At 70.0% G+C, this 13,651-nt stretch carries 10 protein-coding genes; 2 read left to right on the top strand and 8 right to left on the bottom strand.

Going from position 1 to position 13,651, the window contains the following annotated elements:
* Window positions 1-157 precede the first annotated feature (157 nt).
* The gene (locus ACFWW9_RS42805; RefSeq protein ID WP_390388815.1) at window positions 158-1,288 is read left to right on the top strand and encodes a redoxin domain-containing protein; all 1,131 of its coding nucleotides are present in this window, start codon (window positions 158-160) and stop codon (window positions 1,286-1,288) included.
* A 48-nt stretch (window positions 1,289-1,336) separates the two neighbouring features.
* On the opposite strand, the gene ACFWW9_RS42800 is transcribed toward ACFWW9_RS42805, so the two are convergent.
* The 7 genes from ACFWW9_RS42800 to ACFWW9_RS42770 form a co-directional block, all read right to left on the bottom strand.
* Window positions 1,337-2,827, bottom strand: a complete 1,491-nt coding sequence (locus ACFWW9_RS42800; protein ID WP_390388814.1) for an aldehyde dehydrogenase family protein — start codon at window positions 2,825-2,827, stop codon at window positions 1,337-1,339.
* A 483-nt stretch (window positions 2,828-3,310) separates the two neighbouring features.
* Window positions 3,311-4,525, bottom strand: a complete 1,215-nt coding sequence (locus ACFWW9_RS42795; protein WP_390388813.1) for a hypothetical protein — start codon at window positions 4,523-4,525, stop codon at window positions 3,311-3,313.
* 1 nt (window position 4,526) lies between these two features.
* Window positions 4,527-5,747: a hypothetical protein gene (locus ACFWW9_RS42790; RefSeq protein ID WP_390388811.1), complete on the bottom strand. Its 1,221-nt coding sequence runs from the start codon at window positions 5,745-5,747 to the stop codon at window positions 4,527-4,529.
* 20 nt (window positions 5,748-5,767) lie between these two features.
* Window positions 5,768-7,396 (bottom strand): glycoside hydrolase family 43 protein, encoded by a 1,629-nt coding sequence (locus tag ACFWW9_RS42785; RefSeq protein WP_390388810.1) that lies wholly within the window; start codon window positions 7,394-7,396, stop codon window positions 5,768-5,770.
* 17 nt (window positions 7,397-7,413) lie between these two features.
* Window positions 7,414-8,256: a carbohydrate ABC transporter permease gene (locus tag ACFWW9_RS42780; RefSeq protein ID WP_390388808.1), complete on the bottom strand. Its 843-nt coding sequence runs from the start codon at window positions 8,254-8,256 to the stop codon at window positions 7,414-7,416.
* Window position 8,257: 1 nt separating this feature from the next.
* The gene (locus ACFWW9_RS42775) at window positions 8,258-9,193 is read right to left on the bottom strand and encodes a carbohydrate ABC transporter permease (protein ID WP_390388807.1); all 936 of its coding nucleotides are present in this window, start codon (window positions 9,191-9,193) and stop codon (window positions 8,258-8,260) included.
* Window positions 9,190-10,482 (bottom strand): ABC transporter substrate-binding protein, encoded by a 1,293-nt coding sequence (locus ACFWW9_RS42770; protein ID WP_390388805.1) that lies wholly within the window; start codon window positions 10,480-10,482, stop codon window positions 9,190-9,192. Before ACFWW9_RS42770 ends, ACFWW9_RS42775 begins: the two co-directional genes overlap by 4 nt.
* Window positions 10,483-10,638: 156 nt before the next feature.
* Between ACFWW9_RS42770 and ACFWW9_RS42765 the strand changes: the two genes are divergently transcribed.
* Window positions 10,639-11,661, top strand: a complete 1,023-nt coding sequence (locus tag ACFWW9_RS42765) for a LacI family DNA-binding transcriptional regulator (RefSeq protein WP_390388804.1) — start codon at window positions 10,639-10,641, stop codon at window positions 11,659-11,661.
* Between the two features lie 32 nt (window positions 11,662-11,693).
* On the opposite strand, the gene ACFWW9_RS42760 is transcribed toward ACFWW9_RS42765, so the two are convergent.
* On the bottom strand, window positions 11,694-13,651 hold a 1,958-nt coding region (locus tag ACFWW9_RS42760), incomplete at its 5' end, for a CBM35 domain-containing protein (RefSeq protein WP_390388802.1).

Genomic DNA, 13,651 nt, shown 5'->3' with positions numbered 1-13,651 from the left:
GCCGGACCCGTACTCGCCGCCATCACCGTCGCCAGCGCCACCGGCAACATCGGCTGGGACACCATCGCCCTCACCATCTCCTTCGCCATCGGCGCCGCCCTCCCCCCTCCTGCTGTTCGCGTTGGCCGGCCGCCGAGTCAGCGAGCGGATCAGCTGGGTGCGCCGCAACCAGACCACCGTCCGCCGCGTCGGCGGCGTGGTCATGGTCCTGTTGGCGTTCGCGTTGCTGTTCAACGTCACCGACCTGATCCAACGCGCCGTCCCGAACTACACACAATCGTTGCAGGACAAAGTGGAGAACAACCAAGCGTTCCAGCCCGCACTGTCGGGGCTGACCAACAAGGAGAACTCCGCACTGTCGAACTGCACCACCAACCAGGCCGCCACCTTGCAGGACTGCGGGCCGGCGCCGGAGTTCAAGAACATCCAGCAGTGGTTCAACTCCCCCGGCACCACCATCGCCCAACTCAAGGGCAAAGTCACCCTGGTCGACTTCTGGGCCTACGCCTGCGTCAACTGCCAACGCACCCTGCCCCACATCACCGACTGGGACCGCACCTACCGCGACGCCGGACTCCAGGTCATCGGCATCCACACCCCCGAGTTCACCTTCGAACGCGACGCCGACAACGTCGCCGACGCCATCACCCGCGAGAACATCCAATACCCCGTCGGCCTGGACAACCAGACCAGCACCTTCACCCAATACCGCAACCGCTACTGGCCCGCCCGCTACCTCATCGACGCCACCGGCACCGTCCGCAACATCAAACTCGGCGAAGGCGAATACGACCGCACCGAAAACTTCATCCGCACCCTGCTCACCGAAGCCAACCCCACGGTCAAGCTCCCACCCTCCACCACCCTGGCCGACACCACCCCCGACGCCGCGGGCATGACACCGGAGACCTACCTGGGCGCGAACGACATCGAGAAAGCCCTGGTCGGCGGCACCGTCGAGGACGACAAGCCGAAGGCGTACTCGTTCCCCTCGTCGCTCCCCGACGACAAGCTGGCCCTGAACGGCATGTGGGCGGTCGACTACGAGAAAGCCACTCCTGCTGAGGGGTCGTCGATGCGCCTGAACTACCAGGCACGCACCCTCAACCTCGTGCTGTCGGGTCAGGGAGCGGTCAAGGTCAGCGTGAACGGCGGCCCCACCAAGAGCGTCACCATCTCCGGCACGCCGAACCTGTACACACTGGTCACCGAGACCGACCAGAAACGGCAGACCGTGGAACTGACGTTCAGCGGCAGCGTCCAGGCCTACGACTTCACCTTCGGCTAAGAGCACGTGGCACGCCCCTGGTTCAGGGGCGTGCCACGACCACGGCCGTCAGCTCAGGTCGGTGATGACGGTCTTGGTCTCCATGTAGTTGTTGAACACCGCCGCGCCCATCTCGCGGCCCCACCCGGACTGCTTGAAGCCGCCGAACGGCAGGGTGGCGTCGAAGACGTTCCAGGTGTTGACCCACACCGTGCCCGCGCGCAGTCGTCGAGCGGTGCGGTAGGCCTTGCCGATGTCGCGGGTGAACACCCCCGCCCCTAGGCCGAAGCTGGTGTTGTTGGCGACGGGCAGGACGTCCTTCTCGGCGTTGAACGGGGCCGCCGCGACGACCGGGCCGAAGATCTCCTCGCGGACGGCGGTCATCTCCTCGCGGGTGCCGGTGAGGATGGTCGGGGCGACGAAGTAGCCGCGGTCGCCGACCCGGTCGCCGCCGCGGATCTCGGCCCCCTCCTCCCGGCCGGACCTGATGTAGCCGGTGACGCGGTCGAACTGCTCCTGCGACACCAGCGGTCCCATGTCGGTGGCCTCGTCCAGGCCGTTGCCGACGGTGATGTTGCGGGCCATCTCGGCGACGCCCTCGACAACCTGGTCGTAGACGGGTTCCTCGACGTAGAGCCGGGATCCGGCCACGCAGCACTCGCCCTGGTTGAAGAAGATCGCGTTGGCCGACCCGGCAATGGCCTTGTCGAGGTCGGCGTCGGCGTAGACGACGTTGGGCGACTTGCCCCCGAGTTCCAGGGTGACCTTCTTCAGGTTGCCCGCGGCCGCCTTCACGATCTCCTTGCCCACCTCGGTCGAGCCGGTGAACGCGACCTTGTCCACGTCCGGGTGCGCCGCCAGCGCCGCGCCCGCCTCGCCGAACCCGGTCACGATGTTGAGCACGCCCGGCGGCAGCCCGGCCCGCATCGCGAGTTCGCCCAGCAGCAGCGCGGACAACGGGGTCTGCTCGGCGGGCTTGAGGACGATCGTGCAGCCCGACGACAGCGCCGGGCCGAGCTTCCACGCCGCCATCAGCAGCGGGAAGTTCCACGGGATGATCTGCGCGCACACGCCGACCGGCTCGCGCAGCGTGAACCCGAGGTAGGCGTCGGGGTGCGCGGCGGAGATCGGGATGGTGCTGCCCTCGACCTTGGTGGCCCAGCCGGACATGTAGTGGAACAGGTCCGCCGCCAGCGGCACGTCCGCCGCCTTCGCCACCGCGTAGGGCTTGCCGTTGTCCAGGGACTCCAGCAGCGCGAAGTCCTCCAGGTGTTCGAGGATCAGGTCGCCGATCTTGTGGATGATCCGGCCGCGCTGCCCGTGCGGCATGGACCGCCACGCCGAGCCGTGCTCGAACGCCGCGCGGGCCGCCTTGACCGCGCGTTGGACGTCCTCGGCTTCGCCGTGGGCCACCGAGGCGAGCACGTCCTCGGTGGCGGGGTTGAGGCTCTCGAACGTCCGCGACGACGCGGCGTCGACCCACTCGCCGTTGATGAGGAGCTTGCGGCTCAAGCCGCCCACGACCTGCTGGATGCGGGGTTCTTCGACCGCGAGGGTCATCGTTGACCTCCTTGGTTGTCAGCGGGCCCTTCAGTCCGCCGCTGTGGTTCTCGCAGAGGCCCTGGGCTCTGCGGGCATGGGGATGGCGCTGCGGAGCTGATCGCCCCGACGACCGCGGAGTCCGGACGCGGTCCGCAGAGGTCGTGGCGCCACCTCGACGCGACCGCGGCGTCGCGGTTCGTCGAGGACCTGGCGGGCGATCATCAGCGGACTTGGCGGCGTGAGGTCGCGTGGGAGACGCGGGCGACCCCGTGGTCGGCGAGAGTCACGGTGACACCTCCACTAGTCACACTGAGACTAGGACAGCCGTCGACCAGCGTAAAGGGCAGCCTGTTGTGCCGTTCGGGGGATCGGCGCGGGTCGAGCGAGACACCGTCGGACGGGGCGACCTCGTCGACCCAGTTGGTGCGGGGGTCACCATCCGTCCCTGTGAGCGCTCGAACGCGTGTCGTGGGTGGAAGCGGCGCCTCCACCCACGACATCTCAGGCGCAGCGAGTCGTGAAGCCCGCCGCGAGCATCGCGCAGAACGCGCCGCGGCCCTGGGTGTACCTGCTCACCAACGAGTTCACGTACCACCCGGAGGTGGAGGGGAACGCGAACGGCGGGGTGGCGCCGACCTTGCCGTCGAAGCCGTAGCGCCAGTCCAGGTCGATGAACACCACCGCCGTGACGACGTCGGACAGGTCGTAGCCCGTGCCGACGAAGTCGGTCTGCCTGCCGTCGATCACCCCGTTGGGGATGGGGCCGCGGTAGTCGAGCAGCGTGGTCAGCCGGTCGACGAACCACCGGTAGTCGTTGTCGGACTGGAGGCCTTCTCCGGTGAGGCCGCCGCTCATGCGCTGCACGCCGACCTCGGACAGGACCATCGGTTTGCGGTGCTGCTTGGTCCACCACAGCATCCGCAGGACGTTCAGGTCCACCGGGTACTCGTGCCTGATGGCGTTGCGGTTGCCGTTGACGATGTCGTCGTAGTACCCGCTGCACGTGCGGTTGGCGGTGTTCTGCTGGCCGTTCCAGTACGCGGTGCCGTTCTCCCAGAACGGTTGGCAGAGGTCCTGGTTGAACACGCTGAGCCCGACCTGGTCCACCACGTCGTCACCGGGGTAGAGCTTGTCGAACTCGCCGCGCACCGGGTGGTACACGTACTTCACGTTCGAGCCGCCCGACGTCCGCGAGTCGACGAGGGACACCAAGTGCCGGAAGGCGTTGCGGTAGGAGGAGCAGTCCGTCCCGTTCACGCAGTGGAACGCGCTGCTGACCTCGTAGTCCAGCCGCAGCAGGAACGTGGAGCCGCGGTGGGCGTTGACGTAGTCGGTCAGGGCGCGGAACTGGTTGTCGTACCTGCCGTTCGCGATGTCCACCGTGGCCTGTCGCGACGCCTGGAGCTGCGTGGCGGGGTTGCCGTCCCAGGCCGGTGGGTAGTCCTTCCAGCTGATGCCGACCTGCACCGCCTTGCCCTGGCCGGTGAGGAAGTCCGCGTACTGGAGGTGCGAGGAGCTGCCGGACTGGCCCGCGAACCCGCCGTCGCGCACGCCGTAGTAGACCGACCCACCCGCAGGGTTCGCCCTGGTGCTGCCCGTGACGTCCTGCCACGCGGCCACGTTGCTCTGCCCGACGAACAGCTGCCTGCTCACGGCCGCCTGCGCGGGCGCCGCCGTCGCGGCGAGCACGAGCAGGGCCGCCATCAGCGCGCGCACGTCACACCGTCCCGTTGACGTACTGGCGCTTGCGGATCTCGGAGATCCACCGCGACCGCACGGTCGGGTCGGCCTGCACGCGCGAGTCGCCCCAGTAGCCGTTGGCGCAGCCGGGTTGCCCGGCCGGGGCGCCGTTGCACTGCCACAGGGCCTGGGAGTCCCAGTTCGTGTTGATGTAGGCGACCGCGCGGATCACATCGGAGTTCGCGGCGACGTAGGAGAAGAAGTCGTTGAACCAGACGTCGACGATGGTCTGGCCGCTGACCGGCTGGGGGTTCTTGGCGAAGATGCAGCTTCCGGTCCTGGAGCCGGTGGTGAAGCCCTGGGGGGCGGCCTCGGCGATCATCACCTTCTTGCCGTGGCCGCGGGCGAAGCCCAACACCCGGTCCTGCAACGCGCGCGGGCTGACGTTCGGGCCGCGGCAGGACCACTGGTACTGGCCGTAGCTCGCGCCGTAGAACGCGGACATGCCCACCCAGTCCACCACGTCGTCGCCGGGGTACCAGACGTCGAAGTGGTTGGCCGCCGTGACGACGTAGTTCCACTCGGGGTTGCCGGTGTGCTCGTCCACCGGCCACGCCGCGGACTGCCACACGGTGGCGATCCGGTTCGCGCCGAGTGCGTTGATGCGGCCCTTGATGTAGCGGAACGCCTGCTTGTAGAAGTCGGCGTTGTAGCAGTTCCACGGCCCGTCGAACTCGTAGCCGATGCGGAGGAACACCTCGCGGTCGTACGACTTGAGCTTGGTGACCAGCTCGTCGACCTTCTGCCGGTACTGGGAGACCAGCGCGGGCGTGAGGTCGGCGTCGTTGCGACCGATGATCGCCCGCAGCGGCTGGTTGCCGCAGCCCGACGAGGAGTCGGACAGGTAGAGGCCCACGGCGAGGGACGCGCCGGGGAACTCGGCGAGGGTGCGGGGGAAGTCGACGGTGCCGGAGCCGTAGTTCACCGGCCCGTACATGCCGCCCAGGGGTCCGGGGTTCCCGCCCATCACGAGGTTCGTGTACAGCGTGACACCGCCGGGTTGTGGTGCGCCGAGGCCGGCGTTGAGCACGTCGCGCTTGTAGTCCGACAGCGTGTCGCTGTCCTGGCCCACGAACATCCTGATCTGGTTGTTCGGCGGAAGGTTCTGGCCCGCGGTCGCGGTTCCCGGCAGCGCGAGCAGGGCGAGCGCCGCCGCGGCGGCCACCAGCCGCCTCGGCCATGGTCGTCGTTGATCCATTGTGGACGTTTCCTCTCCGGTCATCCTGTGATGGCGGTGTCGAGCACGTCGCACACCAGGCGCTGCCCGGTGAGGTCGGTGGCGCAGACACCGAAGAACGCTCCGGTGAACCCCTCGACGGGGGTTCCGTCGCCGCCCGCGACGGCGGACCGGGCCGCGTGCTCGTCCGACACGAGGGTCGCGTCGAGCACGGGGCCGATCCGCCGCCACGGGCCGGTGGCGGTCGCCGCGTGCAGGCGCAGCTCCGCCCGGTCGACCTCGGCGCGCAGCCGGACGGGGCCCTCGTCCGGCCACGGCACGACCACACCGGCCAGCGGGTCGCGCAGGGTGCCGAGGTCGCAGGTCAGGACGGCCAGGCAGCGGCCGTACCGCTCGTCGTGCGTGACGTGCAGCCAGTGCCACAGCGACGAGTCGTAGTAGTGCAGGAGTCCGGCCATCTGCTGGTAGCTGGTGGGACGGGTGTCGACGACGGCGGTGAACCCGGCCCGCGCCGAGGTCTGCCTGCGGGCGACGAGGCTCACGTCGTGCCTGCTGGCCGGGGACTGGTCGCCGCGCAGCCGGAGCACGCCCGGCCGCTCCCCCAGCGACAGCCACGACGGGTCCGGCGCGCGGCGCGGCGTCTGCCACTGCGGTCCGAGCTCGGTGGTGTGGAAGCCGGTGCTCTGCGGCGGCCGGGGAGTGCTGGGGTAGTGCTCGGGCACGGCGACGGTGGTCGCCGGGACGCCGCCGTCGACCCGCGGCCACCCGTCGGTCCACCGCACGGCCTGCACGGCGGTCTCGCGGCCCAGGACGCAGTGCCCGGCCTCGTCGACCGGCCGGGCGGTGAGGTGGGCGAGGTACCAGCGGCCGTCCTCGTCGGCCACCAGGCAGCCGTGGCCCGCCTTCTGCAACGGCAGGTCCGGTCGACGCGCGCTGGTCAGCATCGGGCCCGCGGGGTCGGGGTCGTACGGTCCGGTCAGCAGCCGGGACCTGGCCACGGTCACCGCGTGCTGGTAGCCGGTGCCGCCCTCGGCGACGACCAGGTAGTACCAGCCGTCCTTGCGGTAGAGGTGCGGCCCCTCGGTGGCCCCCAGTTCGGTGCCGGTGAAGACGACCTCCGCGGGACCGACGAGCTTCCTGGCGGACCTGTCGAACTCCTGCACGACGATGCCCGCGAACCGCCGCCGCGCGGGCCGGTGGTCCCACTGCACGGACAGCAGGTAGGTGCGGTCGTCCTCGTGGTAGAGCGCCGGGTCGAAACCCCTGGCGTGCAGGGGCACCGGGTCGGACCACGGTCCGCGCAGCGACGGCGAGCTGACGTGGAAGTTCGGCGTGTCGTAGAAGCCGTCGACGTTGTAGCCCTGCACGGTCGTGTAGACGAGGTGGAACAGACCGTCCACGAAGGACAGGTCCGGCGCCCAGACGCCGCCGGAGTCCGGCACGCCCCGCAGGTCCAGTTGCGTCCGGCGGGTGAGCGGGTGCGGCAGCGCCTCCCAGTCCACGAGGTCGGTGCTGCGGTGCAGCGCCACGCCGGGGAACCACTGGAACGTCGAGGTGGCGACGACGAACTCGCCGTCGACGCGGATGATCGAGGGGTCGGGGTGGAAGCCGGGCAGCACCGGGTTGACCGCCACCCTGAGGTCGACGTGGCGGTTCGCGGTCGAGGTCACGGGAGGGACCTTTCTTCTCAGGCGACGACGCTTCCGGCGGTGAGCCCCTGCCGCCAGTAGCGCTGGAGCAGCAGGAAGCAGGTGACGAGCGGGACGACCGCGAGGAACGCGCCGGTGACGACGAGGTGGAAGATCACCTGGTTGCCGACCTGCGGCTGGGTGTTCCAGTCCTGCAAGCCAAGGGTGAGCGGGAACAGCTCGCGGGAGTTGAGCATCACCAGCGGCAGGAAGAAGTTGTTCCAGATCGCGACGAACTGGAACAGGAACACGGTGACCAGGATCGGGGCCATGATCCGCAGCACGACGGTGCGGAAGATCCGCCACTCCGACGCGCCGTCCACCCGCGCGGCCTCCAGCACCTCGTCCGGCACGGAGGAGGCCGCGTAGAGCCTGCACAGGTAGACGCCCAGCGGGGACACCAGGCTCGGCAGGAACACCGACCACGGCGTGTTCTGCAACCCCACCGAGGACATCAGGAAGTACAGCGGCAGCGCGAGCGCGGTCGTCGGCACCAGCACCGCGCCGATGATCGCCCACGACACCGCGCCCGAGCCGCGGAACCGGAACTTGCCCAGCGCGTACCCGGCGGTCGCGGCCAACGCCGTCGCGCCGAGCGCCCCGCCGCCCGCGTAGAGCAGGGTGTTCCCCGTCCACCGCAGGTAGATGCCGTTCTCGTAGGTCAGGGTCTGCCGGATGTTGTCCACGAGGGCGAACCGCTCCGGCAGCGCGAAGCCGAACGTGGTGAACAGCTCGTCCCGCCCCTTCGTGGCCGACAGCGCGAGCCACAGCAGGGGAAGCGCGAAGTACGCGCAGGACACGACGAGCAGGACGTAGGTGGGCAGCACGCGGAGGCGGGCCATCTCAGATCACCCCGCGCCTGCGGCCCAGCCGCAGGAAGTAGAGGCTGCACAGGAACGTGACGAGCGCCAGCGACACGGCCACGGCGCCCGCGTAGCCGGACTGCCCTTCCGCGAACGCCTTCTGGTAGGCGTAGACGTTCGGCGTGTAGTAGCTGGTGATCGTCGAGGACAGCGGCTTGAGGATGGTGGGCTCGTTGAAGAACTGGAACGCGCCGATCAGCGAGAACAGCAGCGTGAGCCCGATGGCAGGCAGGACCATCGGCAGCTTCACCCGCACCGCCAGCGCCAGTTCGCCGCAGCCGTCGAGCCGCGCGGCCTCGTGGACGCTGGTGGGGATGGCCTGGAGCGCGGCCAGCACGATGATCACGTGGTAGCCCACCCACTCCCACGCGGCGATGTTGGTCATGGACAGCAGGACGGTGCCGCCGTTGAGGAAGTCCGGGCTCGCGGACCCGAGCAGCCGGACGATCGGGCTGAACTGCGGCTGGTAGAAGAACCCCCACAGCAGGGTCGCGATCACCGCGGGCACCGCGTAGGGCAGGAACACCAGCAGCCGGAACACCCTGCGGAACCGCACGAGTGCCGAGTCGAGCGCCAGGGCCAGCGCGGTGGCCAGCACCATGATCAGCGGGATGGTCAGCGCCGCGTAGGCCAGCACCCGGAGCAGGCCTTCCAGGAACTTCGCGTCGCCGAGCACGTCGAGGTAGTTGGCCACCCCGACGAACACGTCCGTCGTGCGCCCGAGCAGTCCGGTCCGGCGCGGCTGGAACAGGCTCTGCTGGACCGCGACCCCGATCGGCACGAGGAAGAACGCGGTGAACACCAGCAGGAACGGCAGCAGGAACAGGTAGGGCGCCACCCTCCGGCGCCCGCGCCGCGTGAGCGCGGGAGCCGGAGGAGCGGGCCGGGCGACCGGTGGCGGGGCGAGCGTCGTCACGGGGACGTCCGGACCTGGAAGCCCTGCTTGCCCATGTCCTCGACCGTCCGCTGCTGCAACCGGTCCAGCGCCTGCGACACGGTCTGCTCGCCGTTCGCGACCTTGCCGAACTCGTCGGTGAACGCGGGGAACGCGGTCGTCATCGTCGGTCCCCAGGCGAAGTCCGGGTCGACCTGCTTGGCGGCCTCGGCGAAGACCTCGTAGACCTTCTGGCCACCGTAGAACTCCTGCGGCTTCGAGAAGGACTGGTCGAGCAACCCCGCCTTGTCGGCCGGGAAGATCGAGGACTTCGTGATGAGCGAGTTCACCGACCGCTGGTCGGTGTTGAGCCACTGCACGAACCCCGCGGCGGCGTCGACGTGCTTGCTGCCGCTGGTCACGGAGATCGCCGACCCGCCCCAGTTGCCGACGGCGGGCTTGGCCGGGTCCCACTGCGGCATCGGGGCCACGGCCCACTTGCCCGCGCTGGCGGCCATGCTGCCCTTGAGGTAGGAGCCCGCCCACACCGGCGCGACCCAGCTGGCGACGGTGCCGCTGGTGAGGTCGCTGACCCAGCCGGTGCTGAAGTCCGGTTCCGCCTTGACGTGCTTCTTCGCGACCAGGTCCTGCCACAGCTCGGCGACCGGCCGCGACTGCGGCGGGTTCATCGACACGGTCCACTTGTCGCCCTCGGTGCCGAACCAGCGCGCACCGGCCTGCCAGGCGAGCCCGGCCCACTGGCCCGCCTCGTTGGTGGCGAACGTGGCCAGGTACTTCTCCGGGTCGGCCTCGTGCAGCTTCTTCGCCTGCTCCGCGTACTCCGCCCACGTCACGGGCACCTTCAGGCCGTACTGGGCGAACACGTCGGTGCGGTAGAACAGCCCCATGGGCGCGATGTCCTGCGGGACGCCGTAGACCCCGCCCTGCTGGGCCACCTGGTTCCACACCCACTCGGGGAAGTGGTCGCCCAGGTCGTCGCGCACCTTGCCCTTCAGGTCGGCCAGGCAGCCGCAGGCGATCATCGACGGCACGAACTGGTACTCCACCAGCGCGACGTCGGGGGCGTTGCCCGCCTTCACCGCCGCCTGGAGCTTGGCGTAGTAGTCCTGCGCCGGGACCTTCTCCGCCTTGACCCGGACGTCGGGGTGGTCCTGGTTCCACATCCCGACCTCGGCGCTGTTGTCGAGGAACGTCCAGAACGTCAGCTCGGCCGGTCCGGTGGTCTTCTCCGCCGTCGTGCCGCACGCCGCGACCAGTCCCAACAGCGCCGCCGCGGCGACGGCGAGCAGGCGGTGTCTCCGTTGACCCATGGGTTCCACTTCCTCCGCGTTCGTGTGCCGCGTCACGCTAGGAACGGGCCTTCGCAAGGGTCAACGTTTCGGCTCCGAAACATTCCGGACTTTCGGAAAATCTCCCTAACAGCGCAGTTCAGGGCTCCGAAAGTCCGACTGTTGTATGGTCCCGGCGTGGCAGACGAACGCACGACGTTGGCGCACATCGCCGAGTTGGCGGGGGTGTCCGTGCCGACGGTGTCGAAGGCGCTCAACGGGCACCGCGACGTGTCCGCGCGGACCCGTGAGCAGATCGAGCGCATCGTGGTCGAGCAGGGCTACGTCCGCCCGGTCAAGACGAAGCCGAAGCCGCGGCGGTCCACGGCCGCGCTGCTGGACCTGGTGATCAACGAGCTGGACAGCTCGTGGGCGACCGAGATCCTGACAGGCACCGAGGAGGTGGCGCGCGAGCACGGGATGCACCTCGTGCTGACCGCCGTGCACGCCGACCCGACGCCCGGCAAGGGCTGGCTGGAGTCGTTGGCCGCCAGGGGATCGCGCGGGGTGATCCTCGTGCTCTCGGACCTCAGCACGAGGCAGCGCACCGAGCTGGACCGGCTGTCCATCCCGTACGTGCTCGTCGACGCCGTGGGACGGCCGGACCCGGCGGTGCCGTCGGTCGGCGCGACCAACTGGCACGGCGGCTACGCGGCCGTGCAGCACCTGCTGTCGTTGGGGCACAAGCGGATCTCGGTCATCGGCGGGCCAGAGCAGCTGCTCTGCACCAAGGCCCGCGTGGCGGGCTACCGCAACGCGCTGGAGGTGGCCGGGCTGCCGTACGACCCGCGGCTGGTGCGCTACGGCGACTTCCGCCACGAGCAGGGCTACCTCCAGACCAAGGCCCTGCTGGAGTTGAGCACCCCGCCCACGGCCGTGTTCGCCGGGAGCGACCTGCAAGCCCTGGGCGCGTACCAGGCGCTGCACGAACACCGGCTGCGCGTCCCGGACGACGTCAGCGTCGTCGGCTTCGACGACCTGCCGTTCGCCCCGTGGACCGCGCCGCCGCTGACGACGGTCCGGCAGCCGTTGCGGGAGATGGGCGCGCTCGCCACCCGGATGCTGCTCTCGTTGATACGGGGCGAGAAGCTCGCCGCCCCACGGGCCGAGCTGGCGACGAACCTGATCGTCCGGGGCAGCACCGCGCCGGTGCGCCGCTGAGCCCGCCCGCCGCGGACGGGCTCAGCGGTTCCTCAGGCGAGCCGGACCGCTATCCAGTCCAGCTCGGCGAAGCCGGTTCGCTTGCGCAGCACCAGTTCGCTGGTGCCGGTGGGGAGCGCGACCGACACCGACACCACCTTCGTCGCCCGGTCGTGCGCCTCGCCGTCCAGCCACCCGCCGCTCGGCGGGTAGCTCGCGACGGCGCGCTCGACCCCGTTCACCAGCACGGAGTGCTCGGCCGTGGCCGCCGTGCCGTTGGCGTGCCCGATGTCCACCCGGTAGGTGCCCGCGACCGGCGCGTCCACGGTGAACGCGACCTGGCTCGCCGCCTGGTCGATGCCGCCCACGTAGTCGGGCAGGTAGTCCGCCCGGTACGGCGTGGGTCTGGCCGCCGTGACCGCCGCGTTCTCGGCCTCGTACCGGTGGGTGTCCGGGCGCACGTCGACGTAGTCGACCTCGGCGTACCCCGCCCCCTTCGCGAGCCGGACCTCGTTGCGCCCGGCCCGCAGCGCGAGCCGCTTGGTCACCGTGCCCAGTTCCGCGTTCGCCCACCCGCCCGGTGTCGGCGGGTACCCGACCTCGCCCTGACCCGATCCGTTCACGGTCACGGGGTGGGTCGACCGCGAGGTCGTGCCGTTGGCGTACCGCACGGTCATCATGTAGATCCCCGCTGCGGGAACGTCCACTCCGAACACCAGAGCGCTGTCCGCGTGGTCGATGCCGCCGATGTAGGCGTCACCGGACGCTGCCGATCCCGTGTGCCGCACGGCGTGCACCACCTGGGCCGACTCCGCCTCGTACTTCGTCGGGTACGCGTCCGGCGGCCCGACCGGCGACACGGTGATCCGGTACCCGTCGTAGCGGTTCATCCGCCGGATCGGCACGGTGAGGTTCCCCGAGCCGTCCACGGTCATCGTCTTGTCGAACACGTTATAGGTCCCCGACTTCGGGTCGCCGCCCGCGTCGACCCGCCGGTTGGCCTCGTTCGGGTCCTTGTCCCACACCGTGGTGTCCAGGCGCACCCGGACCTGGCCGCCGAACCCGCGCACCCGCACGTCCACCGGGCCGTCCTCGCCGCCCGCCAGCACGGTGAGCGTCGAGCCGTCCCGCGCCGCCACGGCGTCCGCGCCGAGGTAGCGGCGGCCGTTCGCGGTGTCGTCCCAGCGGTTCACCTGCGCCTTGAGGCCGCGCATGTCCTTGTACCACTTCATCATCCAGAACCCGCCGTTCGGCTGGAGCACCCCGCCGCCGACGCGCCGCAGGGTGTTCCCGAGCAGGCCGGGGTTGGTGTAGATCGCCATGGCGCCGTGGTCGACGTCGTAGCGCTCCAGGTCCGCCCAGTACTTCACGACCGTGCCCGGCACGCCCTCGAAGTTGCCCGCGGTGGCCGGGTCGTCGGTCTGCGGGCCGTACTCCTCGACCACGACCTTCAGCGCGGGCAGGCCCAACTCCCGTTCCAGCGGCCGGTAGTAGCGCGTCAACGCCTCCGGCACGTCGCCGGGGCTGGGCCCGAGGTTGTGCCAGCCGACGAGCTGCGGCACGGTGCCGGTGTCGATCGCGTTGCGCAGGAAGTCGCGCATCCGCTGCTGGTGGCCCGCGACCCAGGGCAGGTAGAACTCCCAGTTCGGCCCCATGATCGGGACGCTGCCGTCGATCGCGCGGATCCGCCGCGCGGTCTGCGTCCACAGCCAGAGGAACTTCTGGTCGTAGGACGAGCCGGGGATCGAGGCGTCGGACTCGAGGCCGTGCAGCTTGTTGTCGGCCTCGTTGAACGGCGCCACGGCCAGCAGCGTGTCGCGGTAGGGCTGGATCCGCCGGGTGGCCTCGTCGACCCGTTCGAACCAGTGCGCCGTGCCCTGCCACTGGTACCACGGGTCACCGCCCATGAGGTCGTTGAACCGGGCGATCATCTTCACGTCGGTGACGCGCAGCTTCGGCGCGACCACCTCGGTGCCCGCGCGCTCCCCCTCGTTCCACCTCGCCGTCATGT

Source organism: Umezawaea sp. NPDC059074, from assembly GCF_042738955.1.
Lineage (GTDB): Bacteria > Actinomycetota > Actinomycetes > Mycobacteriales > Pseudonocardiaceae > Umezawaea.
The sequence above is the reverse complement of the archived record's forward strand: the minus strand, read 5'-3'. Positions and strand labels throughout refer to the sequence as shown.

Bases quoted from the DNA above. Each gene is read 5' to 3' on its own strand.
- ACFWW9_RS42790 (WP_390388811.1), bottom strand. From the start codon at position 5,747: ATGGATCAACGACGACCATGGCCGAGGCGGCTGGTGGCCGCCGCGGCG.
- ACFWW9_RS42780 (WP_390388808.1), bottom strand. From the start codon at position 8,256: ATGGCCCGCCTCCGCGTGCTGCCCACCTACGTCCTGCTCGTCGTGTCC.
- ACFWW9_RS42800 (WP_390388814.1), bottom strand. From the start codon at position 2,827: ATGACCCTCGCGGTCGAAGAACCCCGCATCCAGCAGGTCGTGGGCGGC.
- ACFWW9_RS42770 (WP_390388805.1), bottom strand. From the start codon at position 10,482: ATGGGTCAACGGAGACACCGCCTGCTCGCCGTCGCCGCGGCGGCGCTG.